This window comes from Magnetospirillum fulvum (assembly GCF_900108475.1).
GTDB lineage: Bacteria > Pseudomonadota > Alphaproteobacteria > Rhodospirillales > Magnetospirillaceae > Phaeospirillum > Phaeospirillum fulvum_A.
In genome coordinates this window covers 22,524-49,090 of record NZ_FNWO01000009.1, presented here as the reverse complement: position 1 = coordinate 49,090, position 26,567 = coordinate 22,524, and the positions used below count along the sequence as shown (strand labels likewise).

Below are 26,567 nucleotides of genomic sequence, written 5' to 3'. Positions count from 1 at the left end.
CTGCCGTCCATCCGCGTGTTGGGTAAACCGACGCGCCGATCAACTGAAACGGCATCGCCCTATGGACTTGGCTCCGCATTTCCGGAAGGATATCAATCGTCGCACTGTGAAGATGGTGCGGACGATATCGAACGGAACCGCCGATCAGGCGGATTACTTTTGCGCGAAGAAATGCAAGTCGCCCCGGCGACCTGCGCATGAAACAGCCGGAGAGCAGGAATATGACCGCGTCGGGTCTCCCCTCCACCGTCAGTCCGGGTCGCCCCCCTGCGGCGGAGACGCACGGGTTTCCCCCGCTGCCACCCGAAGCACCGGTTTCGCTCGACATGCTGCTGCGCCGGGCCGCCCACGACTGCCCCCACGCCGGTTTGTCGTGGATCGGATCGGGCGGCGCGTCCCACCGCATCCTCTATCCCGATCTGCTGGCCGAGGCGGAACGGATCGCCGTGTCGCTGCGGCGCGCGGTCGAGCCCGGCGGCGCGATGATCCTGCTGCAAGGCGATCCCCATCTGATCCTGGCCGGTCTGTCGGCTTGCCTGCTGGGCGGTCTCGTCGCGGTTCCGCTGCTGGCTCCCGATCAGGCCGCCGCCGCCCTGCCCCGGCTGCGTCAGGTGTGGGAGACGCTGGGCCAGCCGCCGATCCTGGCCAACGATAGCGATTGCGACCGACTGGCCGACCTGTGGCCCAACGATGCCGCGCCGCCCCGTCTGCTCCCGCTGTCGGCGGCGCTGGCCGGGAGAGAGGGCGAGACACCGCCGCCGCCCGCGCCCGCGCCCGGCGATATCGGGTTGATGCTGTTCACCTCGGGCAGCACCGGCCAGCCCAAGGGGGTTCCGCTCAGCCATCACGGGCTGCACCATGCCCTGCGCGGCTTCGATGCCCGCTTCGACCTTTGCGCCGCCGATTCGGTCTTCAACTGGATGCCGCTCGACCATGTCGCCGGGTTGGCCTTCCTCGCCCTCGGCGCCCTGCTGCATGGAGCGGAGCAGAGCCACATCCCGACCGAATCCGTTTTGAAAGACCCGCTCCGCCTGCTCGACGGACTGGATCGCAGCCGAGCCGCGCTGGCCTTCGTCCCCAATTTCATCTTCACTCTGGTCGCCGAGCGGCTGGAAACCCTGGACCGTGGCGACGTCATCCCCTCGGATCGCTGGAATCTCAGCCATCTGCGGATTCTGATCAGCGGCGGCGAGGCGGTCGATGCCGTCGCCGCCCGACGCTTCGAACAGGCGCTGGCTCGCTTCGGCCTGCGCCCCGGCGTGCTGCGCCCCGGCTTTGGGATGAGCGAGGCGGGCGGCGGCATCACCTTTGCCGAGGGACTCGAAACCTGCTTGGTGCCCGGCCTCACCGCCCAGCCGGTCACCGGCCTGGGCGTTCCGGTCCCCGGCCTGTCGCTGCGGATCGCCGACGACCAAGGCGAGGTCCGGCCCGAGCGCAGCATCGGCCGGGTCCAGATTCGCACCGAGGCGCTGATCGAGGGCTATGTCAACGATGCCGAGGCGACCGCCGAAGCGTTCTTGGACGGCTGGTTCGATACCGGCGATCTCGGCTTTCTCGATCAGGGGCGGCTGTTCCTGGTCGGACGCGGCAAGGACGTGCTGATCGTCAACGGGCTGAACGTCGCCAGTCCGGAAATCGAAATCGCCGCCGAAACCGTCCAGACCATCGTGCCGGGCCAGACCGCCGCACTGGGGGTCCGCCGCGACGGCAGCCAGACCGATCAGGTCGCCCTGCTGTTCGCCCCGCGCGATCTGACGATCCTGCCGCCGGACCATGCGGCGGCTTCCTTCTGGTCCGAGGACGAGGCCGAACGGCTCGCCGAGATGATCGCCCAAATTCGCGGCGCGGTGGCCGACCGCACCGGGCTTGCCCTCGCTCTGTGCCTGCCGCTGCCGCCCGACAGCCTGCCCCGCACCTCGATCGGCAAGATCAAGCGGGGCGACCTGCAAAGCGATGTGCAATCGGGCCGGTTCGACCGTCTGAGCGAGGCTATCGCTCGGCTGGAAGCGGCGGCGCGGCCGCGCCCGTCCACCCGGTCAGAACAGAGCGCCCCCTTCGACTCCGTCACCGACGCTCCGCTGTTCGCCCTGGTCGCCCAGGTCTGGCGCACCGTGTTGGGGCAAGAATGCGTCGCTCCCGACGATTCGTTCCTGACCTTGGGCGGAGACTCGATCGCGGCGGCCCGCATCCTCGAAGAACTGGGCCGCACGCTCGGTCTTGACCTGCCGCCCGCGCTGTTGTTCCAGGCCCCGACCCCGGCCGGATTGTGCCGCGCCCTGGCCGACGCCATCGCCCGGCGGCCCGGCACGGTCGCGGCGACCATCCCGTCGCCGCCGCCATCGCCCTCATCCCAGGCCGACGATCCCCCCGTCTCGTTCGGCCAGCGGGGGCTGTGGCTGCTCGACCGGCTCGACGGCCCGCAAAGCAGCTACAACAACCCGGTCGGACTGCGGCTGACAGGACGGCTCGACCTGCCCGCCCTCACCCGGGCGCTGGAACTGATCCTGGCCCGCCACGAACCGCTGCGGACCCGGATCGTCGCCGGACCGGACCAGGACGAGCCGGTCCAGCGGATCGACCCGGTCCCCCCCGTCCTCCTTGATCCGGTCGCGGTGACGGCAAAGGGGCTCGACGCCGCGATCCGGACATTGATCGACCTTCCCTTCGCGCTCGACCGCGATCACCCGATCCGGATCGCCCTGTTCGCGCTGGAGCCTGACGCGCATCTCCTGGTCCTGTGCCTGCATCATTGCGCCTCGGACGGCTGGTCGCTGGCGCTGCTGCTGCGCGAACTGGAACGCGCCTATGGGGCTTTCCACGCCGGATCGCAGCCCGATCTGCCGCCGCTTGGCACCCGCTATGCCGAGTTCGCCCGCTGGCAGCGCGACCCGGCCACCGCCAATGCCGCCGGTCTGGCCTATTGGTGCGAGCGGTTGAAGGACGCGCCGCCACGGCTCGACCTGCCGCTCGATCATCCCCGCCGACCGAACCGCCTCCGCTCCGCCACCCATCACAGGGTTACCCTGTCGGCGGCGGAGACGGCGCGTCTGCGTACCCTGGCGGCGGGGCGCAACACCACCCTGGCGATTGCGACCCTGACCGGGTTCGCCCTGCTGCTGACAAGGCTGTCGCGGCAGGACCGGGTCGTGATTGGCCTCCCAGTCGCCAACCGGCCACGCCCCGACCTCGCCAACCTGATCGGCTTTTTTGCCAACACCCTGGCGGTGCCGCTGCACCAAGCCGACGGGGACTCGTTCCTGGAGCGGATCGAACGGACCGCCCTGACCGTCCTGGATGGATTGCGCCACCAAGACACCCCGTTCGAGGCGGTGGTCGAGGCGGTGAACCCCGACCGCAGCCTGGGTCACGCCCCGCTGTTCCAGGTGATGTTCGCCTATCAATCGGTGGTCAGCCACGCCCCCGACTTGCCCGGCCTCGAGGTCCGGCTGGAGAAGCTGTCGCCGAATTCGTCGCCGTTCGACCTGTTCCTGTCGGTCGAGGAAAGCGAAGACGGCGGCCTTGATTGCTGCCTCAGCGCCGATCGCGGTCTGTTTGAGCCGGTCACGGCGGCCCGCTTCGCCCAATCCTACCGCCATATCCTCGTCGCCGCGACCGACGCGGCGGAGCGTCCGCTCGACGAGATCGACCTGCTGCCGCCCGAGCAGCGCACTCTGGTGATGAAGACGTGGCAGGGCGGTCCTCCGGTCGGACCGGACGACGGCGCGACCCTGGCCCGGCTGTGGGCCGACCGCGCGTGCGCCTCCCCCGCCGCGACGGCGGTCCGGACGATCGAAGGCGACGAAATCCGGTGCGGCACGCTGTTCGCCGAAAGCCGCGCCCTGGCCTGGGAGATGCTGCGCCAGGGAGCCCGCCCCGGCCAACCGGTCGGGCTGCTGCTGCCCCGCTCGGTCGCGCTGGTGCGGGCCAGCACCGCCGCCCTGCTGGCCGGATGCCCGTTCGTCGCGCTCGATCCCGCCGCACCCGACCACAAGATCGCCCAGACCGCCCAGGCGGCCGGGCTGCGGCTGGCGATCTGCGGCGAGGGCGAATCCGCCCGGCTGGCGGCGCTGGGGATCACAGCGCTGGCCCCGCTCGCCCCCGACCCCGCACCGGATTCGTTTGTTCCGCCCGGTCTGTCCGCCCACCCCGACGAATGCGCCTTCCTGCTGTTCACCTCGGGCTCGACCGGCCGCCCCAAGGGGGTGGTCTGCACCCATCGCGGCATCGTCAACCGGCTGCGCTGGCAATGGAGCCGTCACCCCTATCGGCCGGGCGAAATTTGCTGCCTGCGCGCCGCCGTCACCTTCGCCGACAGTCTGGCCGAATTGTTCGGCCCGCTGCTGGCCGGGGTGCCCGTCGTGCCGCTGTCCGACGCCGACATCCACGATCCCGACCGGCTGCTGGCGCGGCTGGACGAGATCGGAGCGACCCGTCTGTTGCTGGTGCCCTCACTGCTGGCGCTGTTGCTTGACGCCGCCCCCGATCTGGGACGGCGGCTGCCCCGGCTCGGCCTGATCTCGGTCAGCGGCGAAGCGATGCCGGCCGATCTGCTGGCAAGGCTGCGCCGGGCCGCGCCCAACGCCCGGCTGCTCAATATCTATGGCAGTTCCGAAGTCTCCGCCGACGTGTCGTGGTACGAAGTCGGCCCCGACGACCCGCTGCCGCCGGACGGAACGGTGCCGATCGGTCGCCCGCTGCCGGGCAACCGGATCTATGTCCTCGATTCCGCCCGGCGGCCGGTTCCGCCCGGCGTGCCCGGCATCCTTCATGTCGCGGGCGAGCAATTGGCGCGAGGCTATCTCGACGATCCCGACCAGACCGCCGCCGCCTTCCCCACCGCCCCCGACGGCGAGCGGCTGTTTCGCACCGGCGATTTGGGCCGCTTCCGCTTCGACGGCATGCTGGACTATCTCGGTCGCGACGATTTCATGATTTCGCTGCATGGGCTTCGGATCGAACCCGGCGAGGTCGAGGCCACCTTGCGCGCCCATCCGGCAGTACGCGACGCGGCGGTGACGCGGGCCAGCCTGCCCGGCGGCGAGCCGATCCTGGCCGCCTTCGTCGTGCTCGATCCCGTCGCCGGTGCCGGATTGACCGCCGATTCCCTGCACGCCTTCGCCGCCGGTCGGATCGCCCGGACGATGGTGCCGCACCGCTTCTCCCGGATCGAGCGACTGCCTTTGCTGTCCAATGGCAAGCTCGACCGCCGCGCCCTGTCCGCGCTGGAACCGGGCGAGACGTTGCCCTCGGCAGCCGCGAGCGCCGCCCCGTCCACCCCCGGCGAAACCCTGGTCGCCCAGGCGATGAGCGAGATTCTGGGGCAAGCCCCCGCCTCGATCCACGCTAATTTCTTCACCTGCGGCGGCCATTCGCTGCTGGCGGTACGGCTGGCGGCGCGGATCGCCGCCCTGTCCGGCCGCGATTTCCCGGTCGAGCGGGTGTTCGTTGCCCCGACCGTGGCCGGACTGGCGCGCTGGCTGGACGAGAACGGGGACGACGAAGCCACCCCCGACCTGCCGCTGGTCCCCCGCGCCGCTGGCTCGGTTCCCGACCTGTCGCCCGCGCAGCGCGGCTTCTGGAGCCGCCAATTGATCGAGGGGGCTGAGCGGGGCGACGGTCTGGCAGGCGGGTTCGACCTGTCCGGTCCGCTCAATCCCGACCATCTCGAAGCGGCGATCCGGGCGGTGGTAACGCGGCATCTGCCGTTACGGACGCTCCATGGCGAGGCACAGGGCCAGCCCCTTCTGACCCTGCTGCCGACCGAGACGGCAATGAACGATATCTTCGCCGCCCTGGATCTGTCGGGCTTGACCGACGATTCCCGGCAGGATGGACTGGCCGCGCTGGAGACAATGATCGCGGCGGCCCGGTTCGATCTGGCCGCCGAGCCGCCGCTGCGGCTGCGGCTGGCCCGGCTTGGGCCGGACCAGGCCCGGCTCTATTTCAGCGCCCATCATATCGCCTGGGACGGCTGGTCGACCCAGGTATTCCTCGACGAACTGAGCGCCACCATCGCCGCGCTGGCCGAGGGGCGCCAGCCCGCCTTGCCCCCTCTGCCGGTCAGCTATTACGATTATGCCGCCTGGGCGCTGGCGCGCGAGCGAAGCGGCCGCTTTGCCGCCGATCTGGCCTATTGGCGCCAAAGCCTGGAGGGAGCCCCGCCGCTGCTCGACCTCGCAAGCGATTGGCCCCGCCCAGCCCGGCGCGACGGACGGGCCAGTGTCGTCCGCGTCGGACTCGACCCCGCCACCCTGGCCGGGCTGGACGCCCTGGCGCGGCGGCGCGGCGAATCCCGGCCGGTGGTCCTGCTCGCCGCCTTCGCCGCCCTGCTCGCCGCCCATGGCGGCCGCGAGGATCTGGTGATCGGGATGGTCAGCGCCAACCGCAACCATCCGGCGACGCATGGATTGATCGGCTTTTTCGTCAACACCCTGCCGCTGCGGCTGCGGCTCGACCGCGCCCGCTCGGTCGCCGATCTGCTCGACATCGCCCGCGGGGCCAGCCACGCCGCCCAGGCCCACGCCGAGCCGCCGTTCGACCGGATCGTTCAGACCGCCAAGGTCGAGCGCAGCCTCGCCTATGCCCCGCTGGTCCAGTGCCTGTTCGTCCATCACAACGAACCGTTCGCCCCGCCCGTCCTGCCCGGCGCCACCGCGACGCCCTATCCGATCGACCCGATCCGCACCGGGCTCGATCTGGTGTGGGAAACCCAACCCGATGCGGCGGGAGGTCTGTCCCTGACCGTCACCGCCGCCGCCGACCTGTTCACCGCCGCGACAATCGAGCGTCTGGCCGCCCACTCCCTGACCCTGTGCCGCGCCCTGGCCGAGACGGGTGCCTCCGACCGCGACTGGCGGGCGCTGCCGCTGATCCCCCCCGAGGAGCAGGACCGCCTGGGACGTCTGTCGCAGGGTGCCCCGGTCGCGCTGCCCCGGCCCGCCTTGATCCACGACCTGATCCGGCGCCAAGCGCTGGCCGATCCCGAGGCCATCGCCCTCGACGGCCCGGCCGGACCAGTGACCCGGGGCGCGCTCGACTCCCGCGCCAGCGCAATCGCCGCCGCGATCGCCCCCCATCTGCCCGAAACCGGCGACGCCTTGGTCGCGCTCTGCCTCGAACCCGGTCCCGATTTCGTCGCCTGCTGGCTGGGACTGCTCCAGGCGGGCGCGGCGGTGCTGCCGCTCGATCCGATCTGGCCGCCCGAGCGGATCGCCCTGATCCTGCGCCAGACCGCCCCGGTGCTGCTGGTGACCGATCCGGCGCGGTCGCTCCCGCCGCTGCCGCCCGGCACGACGCGGATCTCCCCCGACCGGCTCGCCACGTCACCCTCCGCCCGCCCCCCGGCGACGCCCGGCCGGACCCTGCCCGCCGACGGGCGGAGTCTGGCCTATGTCATCGCCACCTCGGGCACGACCGGGGCGCCGAAGGCGGTCGCGGTCGAGCATCGCTCGCTGGTCAACCTTGCCTTGGCCCAGGCCGACCTGTACGGAATCGGCCCCGCGACGCGGGCGCTATTGCTGGTCTCGCCCGCCTTCGACGTCGCGATGGGCGAACTCGCCACCCTGCTCTGCGCCGGGGGAACCCTGGTGCTGGCCGACCGGCTGGCCATCGTGCCGGGGCGGGAGTTGGTCGAACTGCTGAAAGCCTATCGCGTCACCCATCTGTCGCTGCCGCCCTCGGCGCTGGCCGCGCTGCCGCCGGTCCAGGACGACCTACCCGACCTCGCCTGCCTCGTGCTGGGCGGCGAAGCCTGCCCGCAGGCGCTGGCCGAGCGCTGGTCGCCGGGCCGGACCCTGTTCAACGCCTATGGCCCGACCGAGGCGACGGTGTGCGCCACCGCGACCCGCTTGACCACCAGCAGCGACATCGGCCGCCCATTGCCCAACGTCCAGGCGTTCTGCCTCGATGCCGCCGGACGGCCGACCGCCCCCGGCGTCGCGGGCGAATTGTATCTGGGCGGGATCGGTCTGGCGCGCGGCTATCTCGGCCGCGACGATCTGACCCAAGCCGTGTTCATCGCCCACCCGCTGGGGGCCGAGGGGCGGCTTTACCGCACCGGTGACCGCGTCCGCCGTCGCGAGGATGGCGGGCTCGACTTCCTGGGCCGCCGCGACGATCAGGTCAAAATCCGAGGCGTCCGGATCGAACCAATCGAAGTCGCCGCCCTGCTCGATTCGTTCCCCGAGGTCGCGCAATCGGTGGTGGTGCCGCGCGCCGAGGGCGGAACCACGCTGCTGGTCGCCTGCTATGTTCCGGCCCGCGCCGAGGGTCCGTCGCCGACCGCCGAGGAATTGCGCCAGCGGCTGAAGGAGCGGCTGCCGCCCCAGGCGGTGCCGGACCGGATCGTCCGCCTCGACGCCCTGCCGCTGACCGCCAATGGCAAGATCGACACCGCCGCCTTGCCCCTGGCAGCACCCACCCCGCCGCCGCCCCGCCCCGCGCGCGGTCTGCCTGCCGCCCGGCTGCGCCCGCTGCTGGCCGAGATCTGGCGCGAGGTGCTGGGACGCGAGGTCGGCGAGCGCGAGAATTTCTTTGACGCTGGCGGCCACAGCCTGCTGGTGGCCCAGGTGCAGAGCCTGATCGAACAGCGTTGCCAGCACAAGATCGCCGCCGTCGATCTGTTCCGTCACCCCACCATCGCCAGTCTGGCCGAGGCGTTGGAGCCCTCGGACGGTGCGTCCGCGCCCGAGCCCGAGGCGGTGCCCTCCCCCCGCGACGCCGCCGAGCCGATCGCGGTGATCGGGATGGCCTGCCGTCTGCCCGGCGCGCCCGATCTGCCCGCCTTTGCCCAGGCGCTGCGCGACGGGCGCGAGCTGATCGGGCGCTTCAGCGACGAAGAATTGCTTGCCGCCGGACTGGACCCCGCCCAACTGGCCGATCCGGCCTATGTCCGCGCCGGTGGATTCGTCGCCGACATAGATTGCTTCGACGCCGGGTTCTTCGGCATCAGCCCGCACGAAGCGGCGGGACTCGACCCCCAACAGCGGGTGTTCTTCGAATGCGCCTGGCACGCGCTCGAACATGCCGGTCATGCCCCCGGCCCCGACGGCCTGTCCGCCGCCTTGTTCGCCGGAACCGGGGCCAACCACTATCTGGCGCTGGCCTATCCCGACGGCCCGCCTTTGTCCGAGGAAGGCTTCGCCGCCTACACCGGCAACGGGGCCGACTTCCTTGCCACCCGCACCGCCTATCTGCTCAATCTGACCGGCCCGGCGGTGACGGTGCAGACCGCCTGCTCGACCTCGCTGACTGCGGTGGCGATGGCGTGCCGGGCGTTGCGCCAGGGCGAGGCCGAGTTCGCCCTGGCCGGTGGCGTGTCGCTGCCGCTGGTCCCGCGCGGCTATCTCTATCGCCCCGGGATGATCTTTTCCCCCGACGGCCATTGCCGCCCGTTCGATGCCGAAGCGCGGGGAACCGTGCCCAGCGGCGGCTGCGGGCTGGTCGTGCTGCGCCCGCTCTCCGCCGCCCTGGCCGACGGCGACACCATCCATGCCGTGATCGTCGGCGCGGCGATCAACAATGACGGCGCGGCCAAGGCCGGATATCTCGCCCCCGGCATCGCCGGGCAGAGTGCGGCGATCCGCGCCGCCCTGGCCCAGGCCGGGTTGCGCCCCGACCAGATCGGCTATGTCGAGGCGCACGGCACCGGCACCGAACTGGGCGATCCGATTGAGGTGGCGGCGCTGCATCAGGCCTATGGCCCGCTTGCCCCCGGCTCGATCGGCTTGGGCGCGGTCAAGGCCAATCTGGGCCATGCCGACGCCGCCGCCGGGGTGATCGGACTGATCAAGACCGTGCTGACCGTCGCGGGCGGCGAGATTCCCCCCACGCCCCACTTCACCCGGCCCAATCCCCGGATCGACTTTGCCGCCGGGCCGTTTTTCGTGCCCACCCGACCGATGCCCTGGCCGAAGGCAGACGGGACGCGGCGGGCGGCGGTCAGTTCGTTCGGGATCGGCGGCACCAACGCCCATGTCGTCGTCGCCCAGGCCGAAGCAATCGCCCGCGCCCCCTTGCCGGAGACAGAGACGGAGCCCGGTTGGCGGGTGGTGAAGCTGTCGGCCAAGAGCCCGGCGGCGCTGGAGCAATTGTCGCACGCCCTGGCCCAGGATGCCGGGACGGTCGATTTCGACGATTTCTGCCTGACCCTGGCGCGGGGGCGGCGGTCCTTGCCGCTGCGCCGGGCGATCGTCTGCCGCGACAAGGCCGCCGCCGCCGACAGGCTGAGCGGACGCGGGCGGCCCGATCCGGCGCGGACCATCGAGTTCAGCGGACAATGCCGCGACGGGGCGCCGCCGCTCCTGTTCCTGCTGCCGGGACAGGGCAGCCAATATCCGGGAATGGGGCGCGGCCTCTATCGCGCCGAGCCGGTATTCGCCCGCCGCCTCGATACCTGCCGCGAGTTCTTGCGCCCGCTGCTCGGCCGCGACATCCTGCCGATGCTGCTCGATCCGTCCTGGCCCGAGTCCGATCTGGCCGACACCGCGGCTACCCAGCCGCTGCTGTTCGCGCTCGGCCTCGCTTTGGCCGACCTGCTGGCGCAGTACCGCCTTGCCCCCGCCGCGCTGCTGGGCCATTCGCTGGGCGAACTGACCGCCGCCTGCGTCGCCGGGGTGATCTCGGCCGAGGATGGCCTGCGGCTGGTCGCCGAGCGCGGCCGCCTGATGGCGGCGATGGAGCCCGGCGCGATGATCGCGACCGACCTGTCCGAGGACGAGGCCGGGACGCTGTGCCAAGCCCATCCCGGTCTGGCCGTCGCCGCGTTGAACGGCCCCACCGCCTGCACCCTGTCGGGACCGGTCGCGACGATCCAGGCCGCCGAGGAATCGTTGCGCCACCAGGGTCGCCCGGCTCACCGGCTGGCCACCTCGCACGCCTTCCATTCCGCCCTGATGGCCCCCGCCGCCGAGGCGCTGGCCGCGTTCGCCGCGACGATGACCCTGACTCCCCCCCGCCTGCCGGTCTATTCCAACCTGACCGGGCAGATCCTCACCGCCGATCAGGCGACCGACCCGGCCTATTGGGCACGCCAGATGCTGGCCCCGGTCCGTTTTGGCGCGGCGCTGGCCGCCGCCGCTGCCGACGGATTGGTCGGGATCGAGGTCGGGCCGGGCCGGGCCTTGAGCGGGTTCGCCGCCGTCGCCGGGATCAAGACGGTGAATTGCCTGCGCCACGCCCGCGAGGACCGCGACGAATCCCTGGTGTTTCAGGAAGCGCTGGCCCGGCTGTGGCTGGCCGGAGCCGAGCCCGATTTTGCCGCCGGGCTTTCCCCCACCGCCCGCCGGGTTCCGCTGGCCGCCTATCCGTTCGCCCGCGACCGTCACTGGAGTCAGCCCGGAGTTGCGCCGCGCCGGTCCCGAAGCGAGCGGGCCGCCGACAGCGATCCGGCCCAATGGCTGTATGTGCCGTCCTGGCGTCCCCAGCGGGCGAGCGGGATGGCGGCATCCCCGCTCCGCTTCCCGCGCCACTGGCTGTTGCTGGAGGGAGCCGATCCGCTGGGCGAGGCGCTGACCGAGCGGATCGTCGCCCGTGGCGGGATGGTCGAGCGGGTCCGCCCCGGCGACCCTGATTCCCCTGCCGCCCGGCTGACCCGGCTGACGACGGAGGGACGGCGGCCCGAGATCGTGCTGCATCTGTGGAGTCTGGAGGTGGGCTGCGGCGAGGCCGAGACCGGGCGCGCCCTGGACCTTTCCCTGTTCAGCCTGTTCGATCTGGCCAAGGCGCTGGCCGAGGGCGACGAGTCCGCGCCGTGCCGGATCGGGTTGGTCAGCCGGGGATTGCACCGGATCGACGGTGACGAGAGCGGCACGCCGTTCGCCGCCGCCGCGTTGGGCCTGTTGAAGGTGTTGCCGGTCGAGCAGGACAACCTGACCTGCCGCGCCGTCGATATCGGAATGGGCGCGGTCGATCCCGACCGGCTGCTCGACGCGCTGCTATCCGGTCCCGAGGATGGGATCGAGCTGGCGTTGCGCGGCCGTCGCCGCTGGCTGCCGGGCTGGAATCCACGTCCGCTCCCGCCCGCCGAACCGTCTCCGTTGCGCCGCCACGGCGTTTACTGGATCACCGGCGGTTTGGGCGGAGTCGGGCTGGGGCTGGCCCGCGAACTGGCGGCCCGGTTCCAGGCCCGGCTGGTGCTGACCTCGCGCACCGGCCTGCCCGACCCCGGCAATTGGGATGCCCTGGCCCAGGGCGAGGACGACATCGCAGGGCGCATCCGCGCCATCCGCGAGATCGAGCGGCTGGGCGGGTCGGTATTGGTCATCGCCGCCGATTGCGCCGACGCGGCGGCAATCGAGGCGGCCCATGCCCAGGCAACCGACCGCTTCGGTCCGCTGGACGGGATCATCCACGCCGCCGGTCTGGCCGACGAGGCGGGGATGGCGAGACGGCGGAAGCGGGCGGATTCACTGCCGGTGCTGGCCCCCAAGATCGCCGGAACCCTGGCCCTGACCCGGCTGCTCGGCCGCCACGACAGCCGGGCCTTCCTGGTGCTGTGCTCGAGCCTGGGCGTCGCCCTGCCCGGCCACAAATTCGCCCAGGCCGCCTATCAGGCCGCCAACCAGTTCATGGACGCCGTCGCCGATCAGGCCGAGGGCAGCCGCATCGTCGCGATTGACTGGGACGATTGGACCGAGGACGGCATGTCGGTCCGCGCCGCCCGGCGCTGGCGCGAGCGCCATGACGGGCTGCCGGACTCCCCGCCCGCCCCCGGCCTGACCGCCGCGCAAGGCTTCGAGGTGCTGAGCCGGGTGCTGGGCTCGGGCGAACCGCGCGTGCTGGTGTCGGTCCGCGACCTGTTCGAGATGCTGGCCGAGGATCGTGACGGCCCGGCCCGGATGGCGCAAAAACTGGCCCCGAACCCGGCCCAGGCCGGGCGTCATTCCCGGCCCGACCTCGCCACCCCCTATGCCCCGGCCGCGACCGGCACCGAGACGGCGCTGATCGGCCTGTGGCAGGAGATCCTGGGGATCGAGCCGGTCGGGGCCGACGACGATTTCTTTGAATTGGGCGGCCACAGCCTGATGGCGACCCGGCTGATCGGACTGATCCGCGAACGGATGGGGGTGTCGCTGCCGCTGGGCGCGCTGTTCCAGGCTCCGACCCCCCGCACCGCCGCCGCGCTGGTTTCCGCCGCCCACCCGCCCGCCGACACAACCGAAGAAAGCAAGATCGAAGAGCATGTCCTCTGACCACGACATCGACCTGTTGCTCGCCGAATGCGCCGAGCGCGATATCAGCCTGTGGAGCGAGGACGGTCAGATCCGTCTGCGCGGCCCCAAGGGCGGCGTCCCCACCGATCTGCTCGACCGGATTCGCCAGCACAAGCCCGCGCTGATCGAGCGTCTGCCCGGACGGCCGGGTTCGCCCGCCGCCGTCGCCCCGATCCCCGCCCTGAACCTCGACACGGCGCCGCTGTCGCCGACCCAGCGGCGGCTGTGGGTGCTGTCCCGGCTGGAAGACGGTGCCGGAGCTTACACGATGCCGCTGGCGCTGCGGCTGGACGGCCCGCTGGACGAGGCCGCGTTCGAGGCGGCGCTGGTCGAGTTGCTGACCCGCCAGACCGCGCTTCGGACCGTGATCGTCGAGCGCGACGGCAGTCCGTGGCAAGAGGTGCGCCCGGTCCCGGCCGAGCCGCTGGAGCGGCTGGACCTCGGCGGCGAGCCCGACCCCGAGGCGGCGTTCCTCCGCCGCGCCCGCGCCCGCGCCGCCCTTCCCTTCGTCCTCTCCGGGGCTTTGTTCCGCGCCCTGCTGTGCCGGATCGGACCCAATCGGCACGGCCTGCTGCTGGCGGTTCATCACCTTGTCTCGGATTACCGCTCGATGGGGCTGATGATGCGCGACCTGGGCCGCGCCTATGCCCGCCGCATCGCCCCGTCCACCGCGCCCGACCCCGACCGCGCCTCACCGCCGCCGCTGCGCTATACCGACGTCGCCCACTGGCAGAGCGCGAAGGGCGACGATCCCCGCGAAGCCGAATCGGTCGCCGCCGCCGCCGCGATCCTGGAGACCGCGCCGCCGCTGCTGACCCTGCCGTGGGACCGGCCCCGCCCGCCGGTTCCGACCAACCGGGGCCGCACCCTGCGCTTTGCCGTTCCGGCGACGCTGGCGCGCGACGTCGCCGCGCTGGGCCGCCGTGCCGGGGCGACGCCGTTCATGAGCTGGCTGGGCCTGTGGGGCTTGCTGCTCGGACGCTTGAGCGGGCAGAACGACGTCTCGGTCGGCTGCCCGGTGGCGCAGCGCCCGGCCGGAACCGAGGAGACGATCGGACTGTTCCTGACCACGGCGGTGATGCGGTTGCAGGGCGACGACAACCCGCCGCTGACGACCTATCTGGAGCGGACGCGGACGATGGCGCAGCAGGTGCTGGCCCACCAGGACGCGCCGTTCGAGCGGCTGGTCGAGCGGCTGGCGCCCGAGCGCAGCCTCGACCACACCCCGTTGTTCCAGACGATGTTCCTGATGCACGAGGCCCCGCGCGGCGATTTCGCCCTGCCCGGCCTCTCCGCCACCCCTTGCCTGCTTGACGGCGGCGGGGCCGAATTCGATCTGACCCTGTTCCTTGAGCCGACCGGCGACGGCGGGCTGGACGGCTATATCGAATATGCGATCGACCTGTTCGACGCGGCGACGATTCAGCGCTGGAGCGGCCATCTGCTGACCCTCGCCGCCGCCGCAGTGCGCCAGCCCGATGGCCCCGTGCTCGACCTGCCGCTGTTGACCGAGGCCGAGAGGACGCGGCTGACCCGGTCCTGGTCGGGAGCCGGGATCGCCCCCCGGCCGGTCGCCGCCCTGCTGCCCGAAGCGTTGCGCCACGCCTGCCGCGACTGGCCCGACCGCGTCGCAATCACCGACGCCGACGGAAGCCTCGATTACGCCGGGCTGGAGCGGCGCGCCCGCGCCGTCGCGGCGGCGCTGCGAGAGGCCGGAATCGCCCCCGGCAACCGGGTCGGCGTGCTGGTGCCGCGCGGACGCGAGTGGATCGCGACACTGTGGGGCGTGTGGCGGAGCGGATGCGCCTTCGTCGCGCTCGATCCCGCTTTGCCCGCGCCGCGTCTTAGCCAACTGGCGACCCGGGCCGGACTGCGCGCGATTCTCGTCGATGACGGAAACGCGGCGCGGCTGGAGCCCGGCCCGTGGCAGGAACTGCGGCTGAGCGCGATCGGGCCGGAGCCGGTCGCGCCGGTCCCCGACCTCGACCCAGCTCCCGATGACGAAGCCTATGTCGTGTTCACCTCGGGCTCGACCGGACAGCCGAAGGGAATCCGGATTTCCCACGCCGCGCTGGCCTTTCACGCCGAAAGCACCGCCGACCTGTTCGGGCTCGAAGCAGGCGAAGCGGTGCTTCAGTTCGCCTCGCCCGGCTTTGACGTCGCGATGGAGGAAGTGTGGCCGACCCTGGTCCGGGGCGGCCGGGTGGTGATCTGCCCCGATCCGGCGCGAGATTCGCTCGCGGCGTTCACCGACCTGCTGGAGACCGAAGCGGTCGCCCTCGCCAATCTGCCCGCCCGCTTCTGGGATGCCTGGACCACCCATCTCGACGAAAACCGGCTGGCGGTGCCGTCCGCGCTGCGCCTGCTCGTCACCGGCAGCGAGGCGGTCGATCCCGCCACCCTGCGGGCTTGGTCGCGGCTGCCGGGAGGGGCGCGTCGGGTGCTGAGCGGGTACGGCCCGTCCGAAGCGACCGTCACCGCGACCTTCTACGATCCCGACCGCGACGGCCCCGCCGCCGCCGGGCCGCTGCCGCTTGGCCGTCCGATCCCGGGCGTCGTCGTCTTCCTGCTCGACTCGCGCGGCCAGACGGTGCCGCCCGGCTCTGTCGGCGAACTGTATCTGGGCGGGCCGGGTCTGGCGCTCGGCTATCTCGACCCGGTCGATCCCGACCCGTTCGGCCCCGATCCGTTCGGCCCCGATCCGGCACGGCCCGGCCAGCGTCTCTACCGCACCGGCGACCGTGCCCGGCTGCGGCCCCAGAGCGAGGACGGCCCCGCCGTTCTGTTGTTCGAGGGGCGCGCCGACCGCCAGATCAAGCGGCGCGGTTTCCGGATCGAGCCGGGCGAGATCGAAGCCGCCTTGCTGGCCCTGGGCGGGATCGCGCTGACGGTGGTGGTGACCGGGGCCGGAGGCCGTCTCGTCGCCCTGGTCGAAGCCGCCGAGGGCGCCCATCCCGATCCCGAGGAGATGCGCCGGGCGCTGGCCGCGCGTCTGCCCGCCCACCTGCTGCCCGACGCGATCCGGATCGTCGAGCGCCTACCCCGCTTTGCCAACGGCAAGCCCGATCTGCCCGCCGCCGCCACGCTGGCCGAGGGGGCCGCCGAGGGCGAGGACGCGACCGAACATCCGGGCACAAGCGCACCGCCGCAACCCGGAACACAAAGCCTGCTCGCCGCAATCTGGGCCCGCGTCCTGGCTGTTCCCCACATCGGCCAGGACGACAATTTCTTCCGACTGGGTGGAGACTCGATCCTGGCGTTGCGGGTGGTGTCGCTGGCGGCGCGGGCGGGACTGGCCCTGTCGCCGCGCGATCTGTTCCAGGCCCGCACCCTGGCCGAACTGGCCGAACGGGCGCGGTCGGACGGCGGAATCGCCGCCGAGCAGAGCGAGATCACCGGCGAAATCGCGCCCTTACCGATCATGGCGTGGCTGCGCGATCAGCCCGCGCCGCTGCGCGACGGGCTGACGATGAGTCTGGCCCTGACCCTCCCCGCCCCGGTCGAAACCGCGACGCTGCGCCGCGTCGTCCTGGCCTTGCTTCGCCATCACGACATGCTGCGGCTGACCCTGGCGGCCGACGGCCGCTTCCGGCTGCGCCCGGTCGATCCGGCCGAAGCCCGGGCCGTCCTGATCGAACCCGACGCCGCCGGTCTGGCCGAAGCGCTGGCCGCGCCGTTCGACCTTGCCGCCGGACCGCTGCTCCGTCTGATCCGCACCGCCCCCGACCGGCTGGTGCTTCAGGCCCATCATCTCGCCATCGACGCGGTGTCGTGGGGCATCCTGGTCGAGGATCTGGCCCGGCTGATCGAGACGGAGGACGAGGCCGCCTCGCTGCCGCCCAAGACGGTCTCGGTCGCCGCGATTGCCGCCCGGCTGGCCGAGGCGGCGCGAACGCCCGCTGCGAAGACCGCCCTGGCCCTTGCCGAACGGCAGGCGGCGGGGCTGTCGCCGCTGGCGCGGTCAAGCGAAGACGGCAACGGAAAGACAGAGACGGTCGAGTTGAGCCTTGAGCTGGCCGCAGGAATGCGTCGTCCCGACGAATGGCTGCTGGCCGGGCTGGGGCTGGCCCTGGCCCAATCGCTCGACCGGCACTCCTGGCTGGTCGAGATCGAGGGACATGGCCGCGACCTCCCCCCCGATCTGCCCGCCGGGATCGACCTGTCGCGCACCATCGGCTGGTTCACCACGATGACCCCCGCGCGGTTCGACCTTGCCGCCGCCGTCGCTTCCGATCCGGCGGCCCGCGCGCTGGCCGCCGCCCGTCAGGCGCTACGGCGCGCCCGCCACCACGCCGACGATTTCGCGCTGGTCCGGCTGTGCGACGATCCCGCCCTGGTCCGCCGCCGCGACGCCCTGGCCCCGGCCGATCTGCTGTTCAACTATCTGGGCGCGCTCGACCGCGATCTGCCGCGCGGAATCGGCTTTGACGACCAAATCGCGCCGCTGCTGCCGCCCCAGCCGCTCAGCCACCCGCTTGAGGTCAACGCGATGATCGTCGCGGGCCGGGTCCGGCTGCGGCTTGACCTGTCGCCTGCGCGTTGGCCCGCCGGGTTCGGCCCCGATCTGGCGGCACGGCTGCCCGTCGCCCTGGTCCGCCTTGCCGCGCTCTCCGACGACGACAGCCCGGTTCCGGCCGATTTCCCGCTGGCCGACCAGACCGGACTGGACCCGGCCCAACTCGACCGCCTTGCTCGCGACGGCGGGCTGACCGACCTGTTCCCACTGACCCCGTTGCAGCGCGGCATGCTGTTCCACACCCTGCGCGACGAATCCTCGGGCACCTATTTCGACCAATTCACCTGCCGGATCGACAGCGACGGATCGGTGACGCCCGAACGCTTCCGCACCGCGTGGGAACGCGCCATCGCCCGCCACGACGCGCTGCGGTGCGCCTTTTTCTGGGACGGGCCGCCCGAGCCGCTTCAGGCGGTGCGGCGCCGGGTGGTGCCGCCCGTGACCCTGCTCGACTGGCGCGATTTAAGCGGACCCGAGCAGGACGCGGCGATGATCCGGTTACAGAAAGAGGACCGCGCCCGTCCGTTCGATCTGACCCAAGCCCCGCTGATGCGGCTGGCCCTGTGCCGGACCGGCGAGACGACGTGGCGGATGCTGTGGTCGAACCATCATCTGATTCTCGACGGCTGGTCGTTGCCGCTGCTGCTCGACGAGGTTCGCCGCCGTCTGATTGATCCCGAGGGGCGGGTGGCGGAGGACGAGTCTCCCGCCCCGTCGTTTGGCGCGATTGTCGGCTGGCTCGCCCGCCGCGACGAAACGGACTCGCTCGCCTTCTGGCAAGACGATCTGGCCGGGTTCGATACCCCCACCCCGCTGCCGCTGGCAGGAAGCGGAGGCGATCCCGATGGCTGGCCGCAGGACTCGCTGTTGCTGGGGCGGACGGCGAGCCGCACCGTGCAGGCGGCGCTGCGCCGTCGCGGCCTGACGCTCAGCAGCCTGATCCAGGGAGCCTGGGCGCTTTTGCTGTCGCGTCACGGCGGCGGCCGCGACGTGCTGTTCGGCGTCACCGTGTCGGGCCGCCCATCCGATCTGCCCGGCGCGGACAAGATCGTCGGGTCGAGCATCAACACCCTGCCCGCTCGCGTCCGCATCCCGCGCGACACCCCCGCCGCCGACTGGCTGGCCGAGTTGCGCGACAGGCAGGCGCAGCGCGAGGCCCACGGGCATCTCGATCTCGGCCTGCTGACCCGCCAAAGCGCGTTGCCGCCCGGCACCCAATTGTTCGACTCGCTGGTGCTGGTCCAGACCTATCCGCTGGGCGAGTTGGGGGCCGAGGACGGCGCGGGCGTCCGCCTGTCCGACTTCCAGGCGTTCGAGCGGACCGATTACGGCCTGACCCTGGTCACCGCCCCCGAAGCCGACGACATCCGGCTCGGTCTGGTCTATGACCCGGCCCGGTTCGAGCCCGCGTGCTGCCGTCGCCTGCTCTGCGATCTGCGGACGCTGATGCTGCGGCTGTGCGAGGAGGGCGATCGCCCGCTTGACGCGATCGAGATGCTGAGCGACGACGAGACGCGCACGATACTCGATCAGTGGAGCGGCACCGACCGCGCCATGCCCTGGCAGGGACCGTGGCATGGCCTGTTCGAGGCCCATGCCGCCCGCCGCCCTGATTCCGCCGCGATCCTGTTCGGCGACAGCGTGACGACCTATCGCGATCTCGACCAACGCGCCAACCGGCTGGCCCATCGTCTCCAGGCGCTGGGGGTGGGGCCGGAAAGCTTTGTCGGGGTGTGGCTCGACCGCTCGCCCGAGATGGTCGTCGCGGTGATGGGGGTGTTGAAGGCCGGGGGAGCCTATGTGCCGCTCGACCCGGATTACCCCGCCGACCGGCTGGCGCTGATGATCGAGGACACCAACCCGCCGGTGGTGGTGACCCAGTCCCACCTGCTGCCGCGGATGCCCGCACTCGGCGGCCGCGCCGCGATCCTGCTCGACCACGAATCCGACGACCTGGCCGCCCTGCCCGCGACGCCACCGCCCTGCGCCGCCGGTCCCGACAATGTCGCTTTCATCGTCTACACCTCGGGCTCGACCGGGCGGCCAAAGGGATCGCTGACGCTGCATCGCGGCCTGACCAATCTGGCCCAGATCCAGACCGAGCATTTCGGGGTCGGCCCCGACAGCCGGGTGCTGCAATTCTTCTCGCTCAGCTTCGACGCCTTCACCTGGGAAATGCTGATGGCGCTGGGATCGGGTGCCGCCCTGGCGATGGGCAGCCCGCGCGAGGTGCTGCCCGGGCCGCCGCTGGTCGCCTTCCTGGCCCGCCACCGCGTCACCCACATGACTCTCACCCCCTCGGCGCTGGCGGTGCTGCCGCCCCCGGCGGCGGGAGAGCTGCCCGACCTCGCCACAATCATCACCGGCGGCGAGGGCTGCGAGCACCGTCTGGCCGGACGGTGGGCGAGCGAGGGACGGCGTTTCTTCCACGGCTATGGCCCGAGCGAGACGACGATTTGTTGCAGCGCCCATCTCTGCCACGATTTTTCCGGTCCGCTGCCGCTGGGATTCGCCTTGCCCAACATGCGGATGTACGTGCTGGACGACCGGCTGCGCCCCTGCCCAATCGGCGCGGTGGGTGAAATCCATATCGGCGGGGTCGGAGTGACGCGGGGCTATCTCAACCGGCCCGACCTGACCGCCGAGAAATTCCTCCCCGACCCGTTTTCGGCGGTGCCGGGGGCGACCTTCTATAAAAGCGGCGACCTTGGCCGCCTGCGTCCCGACGGCAGCATCGAATTCGCCGGGCGGGTCGATCAGCAGGTCAAGATTCGCGGCTATCGGATCGAGCCCGGCGAGATCGAGACGGTGTTACGCCGCGATCCCGAGGTGGCCCAGGCGGCAATCGTCGTCGATACCGTCGCGGGCCAGTCGCCCCGCCTGCTGGCCTATGTCGTCGGACAGGAGGGCACAGCACCCGATCCGGCCCGGCTGATCGACCATATCCGGGCCTCGCTGCCGGTCTATATGGTTCCAGCCCATCTGATCGTGCTGCCTGCTTTTCCGCTGACGATCAACAACAAGATCGATGTCGCCGCCCTGCCGCGTCCAGCGGCAGCGCGTTCGGGCGGCACCGTCCGCGTTCCCCCCGCCACCCCGCTCGAACAGCGGATCGCGGCGGTGTGGGCCGAATTGCTTGAGCTGCCCGAGATCGGCGCCGACGAGAATTTCTTCGATCTGGGCGGCAATTCGCTGTTGGTGGTGCGCACCTGCTCGGCGCTGAACCGGACGCTGGGATCGGACCTGACCGTCGTTGAATTGTTCGACCTACCCACCGTGCGCCAATTGGCGGCGCGGCTGGAATCGGGCGGCGGCACGGCGGCGGCGCGGCCCGACCCGTCCGAGACCAGCCGCAGCCGCCAAGATGGACAAGACAGACTGAGCGCGCTGCGCCAGCGCCGCAGCAGGGAGCGGACATGAACGGATATAGCGGAAACGAAATCGCCGTTATCGGCATCGCCTGCCGTTTTCCCGGCGCCAACGATGCCGCCGCCCTGTGGCGGCTGCTGGCCGAGGGACAAGAAGGAATCGTCGATCTCGACGAATCCGCTCTGATCGCCGCCGGTGTGCCCGAAGCGGTGTGGCGCAACCCGGCCTATGTGCGGCGGGCGGCGGTTCTCGACGGCTATGACCGCTTTTCGCCGCTCCAGTTCGGCCTGACCGCCGCCGAAGCCGAGCGGATGGACCCGCAGCACCGATTGTTCCTCGAAACCGCGTGGGACGCGCTGGAACAGGCCGGTCTCGCCCCCCGTCACCGGGCGGGACGGGTCGGGCTGTATTGCGGGGCCGGGATCAACACCTATCTGCACCATTGCCTCGAACCGCACGCGGTGCTGGCGTCGGATCAGGCGTTTGCGACGATGATCCTCAACAGCGGCGACTTCCTGGCGACGCGGGCGGCCTATGCCCTCGATTGCACCGGCCCCGCGATCACGGTGCAAAGCGCCTGCTCGACCTCGCTGCTGGCGGTCCACCTCGCCAGTCAGAGCCTGCTGGCGGGCGAGGCCGACATCGCATTGGCGGGCGGTGTCACCGTCGGCGTCCCCCATGCCGTCGGCTATCTGTACCAGCCCGGCATGATCCTGTCGCCCGACGGGCGCTGCCGCCCGTTCGATGTTCGGGCCGGGGGCACGGTGCCGGGCAATGGCTGCGGATTGGTGGTGCTGCGCCGCTTCGAGGATGCGCTGGCGGCGGGCGATCCGATCCTGGCCGTCCTGCGCGGCAGCGCCAGCGGCAACGACGGCGCGGGCAAGGTCGGCTTCACCGCCCCGTCGGCGGACGGACAGGCGGCGACAATCGCCGAAGCCTGGGACATCGCCGGACTCGACCCCGCCGAAGCGGGCTATATCGAGACTCACGGCACCGCGACCGAACTGGGCGACGCGATCGAGATCCGCGCCCTGAAACGGGTGTTCGGGTCGGGCGGCGGCGGACGACGGATCGCGCTGGGCTCGATCAAATCGAATATCGGCCATACCGACGCCGCCGCCGGAATCGCCGGACTGATCAAGACGGTGCTGTGCCTGCGCCACCGCCATCTGGTCCCCAGCCTGCATTTCACCGCGCCCAACCCCACGCTGGGGCTGGACGACAGCCCGTTCTTCGTCGCGAATGCGACCGCGCCGTGGCTGGCCGCCGACGGTCCGCGCCGGGCCGGGATCAGTTCGTTCGGGATCGGCGGCAACAATGTCCATGTCGTGGTCGAGGAAGCCCCACCGGCCCCGCCACGCCGGGCCTCGAACCGGGTCCAGGTGGTCGCGCTGTCGGCTCCATCGGCCGAGGCTCTGGACGAGACCGCCCACCGGCTGGCGGCGTGGCGCGACGACGCAGCGAGCGAGCGGCCCGCCGCGCTGGACGAGATCGCCGCCACCCTTCAAAGCGGGCGCGAGGCGATGGCGTTTCGCCGTGCCGAACTGGTGGCCGACCGGGCCGGGCTGGCGCGGGCGCTGGAGCGCGACCGCCACGTCCGGGCCAGACCGGGCCGGTCGGTCGCCTTTCTGTTCGCCGGGCAGGGCAGCCAATATCCGGGACTGGCCGAGGGACTGTACCGCGCCCACCCGGTGTTTCGCGATGCCTTCGCCCGGATGGCCGCCGCTGTCGCCGCCGATGGCGGGCCGGACCTGACCGCCTTCGTCGCCCCCGGGGCGCGGGAGAATCCTGCTCTCGCCCACGCTCTGTCCGACACCGCGACGGTCCAGCCGCTGCTGTTCGCGTTGGAAACCGCCCTGGCCGCGCTGTGGCGGGAGCTTGGGATCGTACCCGCCGCGATGCTGGGGCACAGTATCGGCGAACTGGCGGCGGCCTGCGTCGCCGGGGTGATGACGCCCGAGGCGGGCGCGGTGCTGGCGTCCCGGCGCGGGCGGCTGATGGCGGCGACACCACCGGGCGGGATGCTGGCGGTGGGTCTGGACGAGGCCGGGGCGAGCGCGTTCCTTTCCCGCCATCCCGATCTCGATCTGGCCGCGATCAACGGGCCGGGCCAGTCGGTGCTGTCCGGACCAGTCGCGGCGATCGAGACCGCCGAGGCTACCTGCCGCGCCGAGTCCCTTCCCTGCGCCCGGCTGGCGGTGACCCGCGCCTTTCACTCCCGGTTGATGGACGGCGCGGCGGCTTCGTTCCGCGACGCCTTTTCCGGTCTGACCCTGGCGGTACCGAAGCTGCCCTGGCTGTCGAACGCCAGCGGGCGCTGGGTCGAAGAGGCCGAGGCGACCGATCCCGCTTATTGGTGCGATCTGATCCGCCGCCCGGTGCGCTTCGGCGACGGGCTGGCGATGCTGCTGGCCCAGCCCGACACCGCGTTGCTGGAGCTTGGCCCTGCCGATACCCTGGCCCGGATGGCGAAAAGCCACCCCGCCGCCCGCGCCGAACAGCCGGTCCTGTCGTCGCAACCGGCCGCCGGAGCCAGCGCCGAGGCCCAGGCCGAGGAGCCGCTGCGGGCACTGGCCCGGCTGTGGGAAAGCGGGGTAACGGTCGCCTGGCGCAGCCTGCATGATGACCCGCCGCCCCGGGTCGCCCTGCCCGCCACCGTTTTCCCGCGCCAGCGCTTCTGGATCGACCCGCCCGCGCCGGGTGCCGTCGCTGCCCCCTCTGCCGCCGACACGAGCGCGCTTCCGCCCAAGCGCTCCGATCTCGACCGCTGGCTTCACGCCCCGATCTGGGTCGAACATCTGCCCGCCGCCGCGATCGGGCGGGAGAACGGACCGACCGCAATCTGCCTGCTCGGTCTCGACCATCCGCTGGGACGGGCCTTGGCGGCCCGGCTGGGGGCGATGGGATGCGCGGTAACCGGGCTTTCCGTCGCCGACAGCGCCGCCACCGATCCCGACTTGTGGTCGCGCCATCTCGACCGACTGGCCGGGCCGCCGCCCGATCTGATCCTCGATTTGATGCCGCTCGCCCTGGCAGGAGAAAGCGACCCCAATCCCGACCGCGCCCTTGATATCTTGCTGTTCGCGCCGATGGCGCTGACCCGGTCCCTCGCCGCGTCGGCCCGACCGCCCGGCCGGATCGTTTCGGTCAGCCTGGGCGGCTGGTCGGCGCTGGGAAGCGAGGCGGTATCGCCCTGGCCCAGCCTTGCGCTGGCCGCCGCCAAGATTTTGCCGCTCGAATTTCCCGACCTCCCCCGCGAGTTGATTGATCTCGACCCCGCGTTGAAAGGGCGATGGGACCGGCTGGCCACCGCGCTGCTTGGCGCGCTGGAAGCCGCATCCAGCCATGCGCTGGGGCAAGAACCGCTGACCGCGTTACGTCATGGCCGGGTGTGGCGGCGCGACTTCGCCCCGCTTCCCGCGAGCCCCCTGCCGCCGCCCCTGCGCCAGGGCGGAGTTTATCTCGTCACCGGCGGCCTTGGCGGCGTCGGCCTCGCCCTCGCCCGCCATCTGGCCGAGCATTGGCAGGCCCGCCTGATCCTGCTGTCGCGCCGCGATCCGCCCCCGCCCGAATCCTGGGCCACCCTGGCCGGGTCGTCCGACCCGCGTCAGGCGCATCTTGGCCGCGAACTGATCGCGATCGCGGCCAAAGCCTCGGCGTTGCGGCTGGTCGCGGCCGACGTCGCCGATCCCGCCGCCCTTTCCGCCGCCATCGCGGCGGCGCGGAGCGCGTTCGGGACGATCCACGGCTGCCTGCATTGCGCCGGGCTGGCCGATTATGCCGGAATGGTGATGCGGCGCGAGCGCGACGCGACCCTGGCGGTGCTGCGGCCCAAGCTGCATGGCTCGCTGGCTCTGCTGAAGGCACTGGAACCGGACCGGCTTGATTTCGTGCTGTTGTGCTCGTCGTTGGGAACGGTGTTGTTTCCGACCAAATTCGGCCAGATCGGCTATGAAGCCGCCTGCGAGTTCCAGGACGGGCTGGCCGAATGCCGTCCCGATGGGCGGATCGTCAGCGTCAATTGGGACGATTGGACCGAGGCGGGAATGTCGGTCGAGGCCGGGGACTGGCTGCGCGAGCGGCTGGGCCACGATTCCGAGCCCTTGGTCGGGATTGATCGCGGCGAAGGTGGCGCGGCGCTGGAGCGGGTGCTGGCCGCCGGCCGGTCGCGGCTCGCCCTCTCGGTGCGCGACCTGTCACGGCTGCGGGTGCTCGCCCCCTCCCGCCACGCCGACACCGACGGCAACGCCCGTCCCTCCGGCACCCGGCTGCCGCGTCCCGATCTCGACCGACCGCCGACCCCGCCCGAGGGCGCAGTCGAGCAGACCCTGGCCGAATTGTGGGCCGAATTACTGGGACTGGACAGCGTCGGAGTCGAAGACGATTTCTTCGCCCTGGGCGGCCATTCCCTCCTCGCGGCGGCGCTGTGCGGCCGGATCGAATCCGCCTTCGCCACCGCCTTCCCCCCGGCGCGGCTGCTGGGCGAGCCGACGGTGCGGGGATGTGCCCGCCATCTCTCCCCCGACACCACCGCCTCTGGTTCGCCGCTGGTCACCCTGCGCCGGGGTGACCGCGCTTTGTCCCCGCTGTTCCTGATCCACGGGTCGGACGGCGGAGCGCTCAGCTTCATCCACCTCGCCAGCCTGCTGCCCGCCTCGCTGCCGGTCCTCGGTCTGGTCTCGCCCGGTCTTGAGGGCGGCCCCCCGCTAACAACGATTGAAGCGATCGCCGAAACCTATCTGGACGCGATCCTCTCCCGCCAGCCGCACGGCCCCTATCGCCTGGGCGGGCTGTCGATGGGGGGCGTGGTGGCGGTCGAGATGGCCCGGCTGTTGCAGCTTCGGGGCGAGACGGTCGAGCCGCTGCTGCTGATCGATTCCTATGCGCCGACCTGCCCCGGCATGGCCCAGGGCTTTTCCGCCGATGAAGTCGCCGAGGCACTGCGGATGACGGAAACGCTGCCGACCGCCCATCGGCGGGTGATCGAAGCCAATCTGCGCGCGCTCTATGCCTATCGCCCCGTCTTGCTCGATCAGTCCGCCACGCTTATCAAGGCGCGGACGCAGGCGCTGGAGATCACCACCGCCCCCGATCTCGGCTGGGACGGGATCTTCGCCCGCGGCCTGACGATCGAGACCGTGGCGGGACACCACTTCACCGTGATGAAGCCGCCCTTCGTCGCCGAGGTGGCCCGCACCGTCGCCGCCATCCTGGCCGCCTCGGGATAAAGCAGCCGCTTTGCCCGCGCCGGTCAGGGCCGACCAGGCGACCCGCGTGATACACAATCACTGACCTCGTTCGGCGCCAGAGCACCCCAAACTGTTTCAATTTTTCGATAAAAGATAAAGCCTAAATCGCCTATAGGATGTTATTCCCCCACCCTTTGTAACATAGGACTCTGTGACGATTACCTTTGCGTGTTACGACCCGGCAAGGTCGATGTTGATCCCTGCCAATCGGGCTATATCTCT

At 71.4% G+C, this 26,567-nt stretch carries 3 protein-coding genes; all 3 read left to right on the top strand.

What is annotated here, in order from left to right:
* The first annotated feature begins 221 nt into the window (after positions 1-221).
* The 3 genes from BLW40_RS11285 to BLW40_RS11275 are packed head-to-tail and all read left to right on the top strand — an operon-like array spanning position 222 to position 26,324.
* Positions 222-13,190, top strand: a complete 12,969-nt coding sequence (locus BLW40_RS11285; protein WP_170834567.1) for a non-ribosomal peptide synthetase/type I polyketide synthase — start codon at positions 222-224, stop codon at positions 13,188-13,190.
* Positions 13,180-21,147 (top strand): non-ribosomal peptide synthetase, encoded by a 7,968-nt coding sequence (locus tag BLW40_RS11280; RefSeq protein WP_074768612.1) that lies wholly within the window; start codon positions 13,180-13,182, stop codon positions 21,145-21,147. Before BLW40_RS11285 ends, BLW40_RS11280 begins: the two co-directional genes overlap by 11 nt.
* Positions 21,144-26,324, top strand: a complete 5,181-nt coding sequence (locus tag BLW40_RS11275) for an SDR family oxidoreductase (protein WP_074768610.1) — start codon at positions 21,144-21,146, stop codon at positions 26,322-26,324. The genes BLW40_RS11280 and BLW40_RS11275 overlap by 4 nt, the downstream gene beginning before the upstream one ends.
* Positions 26,325-26,567: the final 243 nt, after the last annotated feature.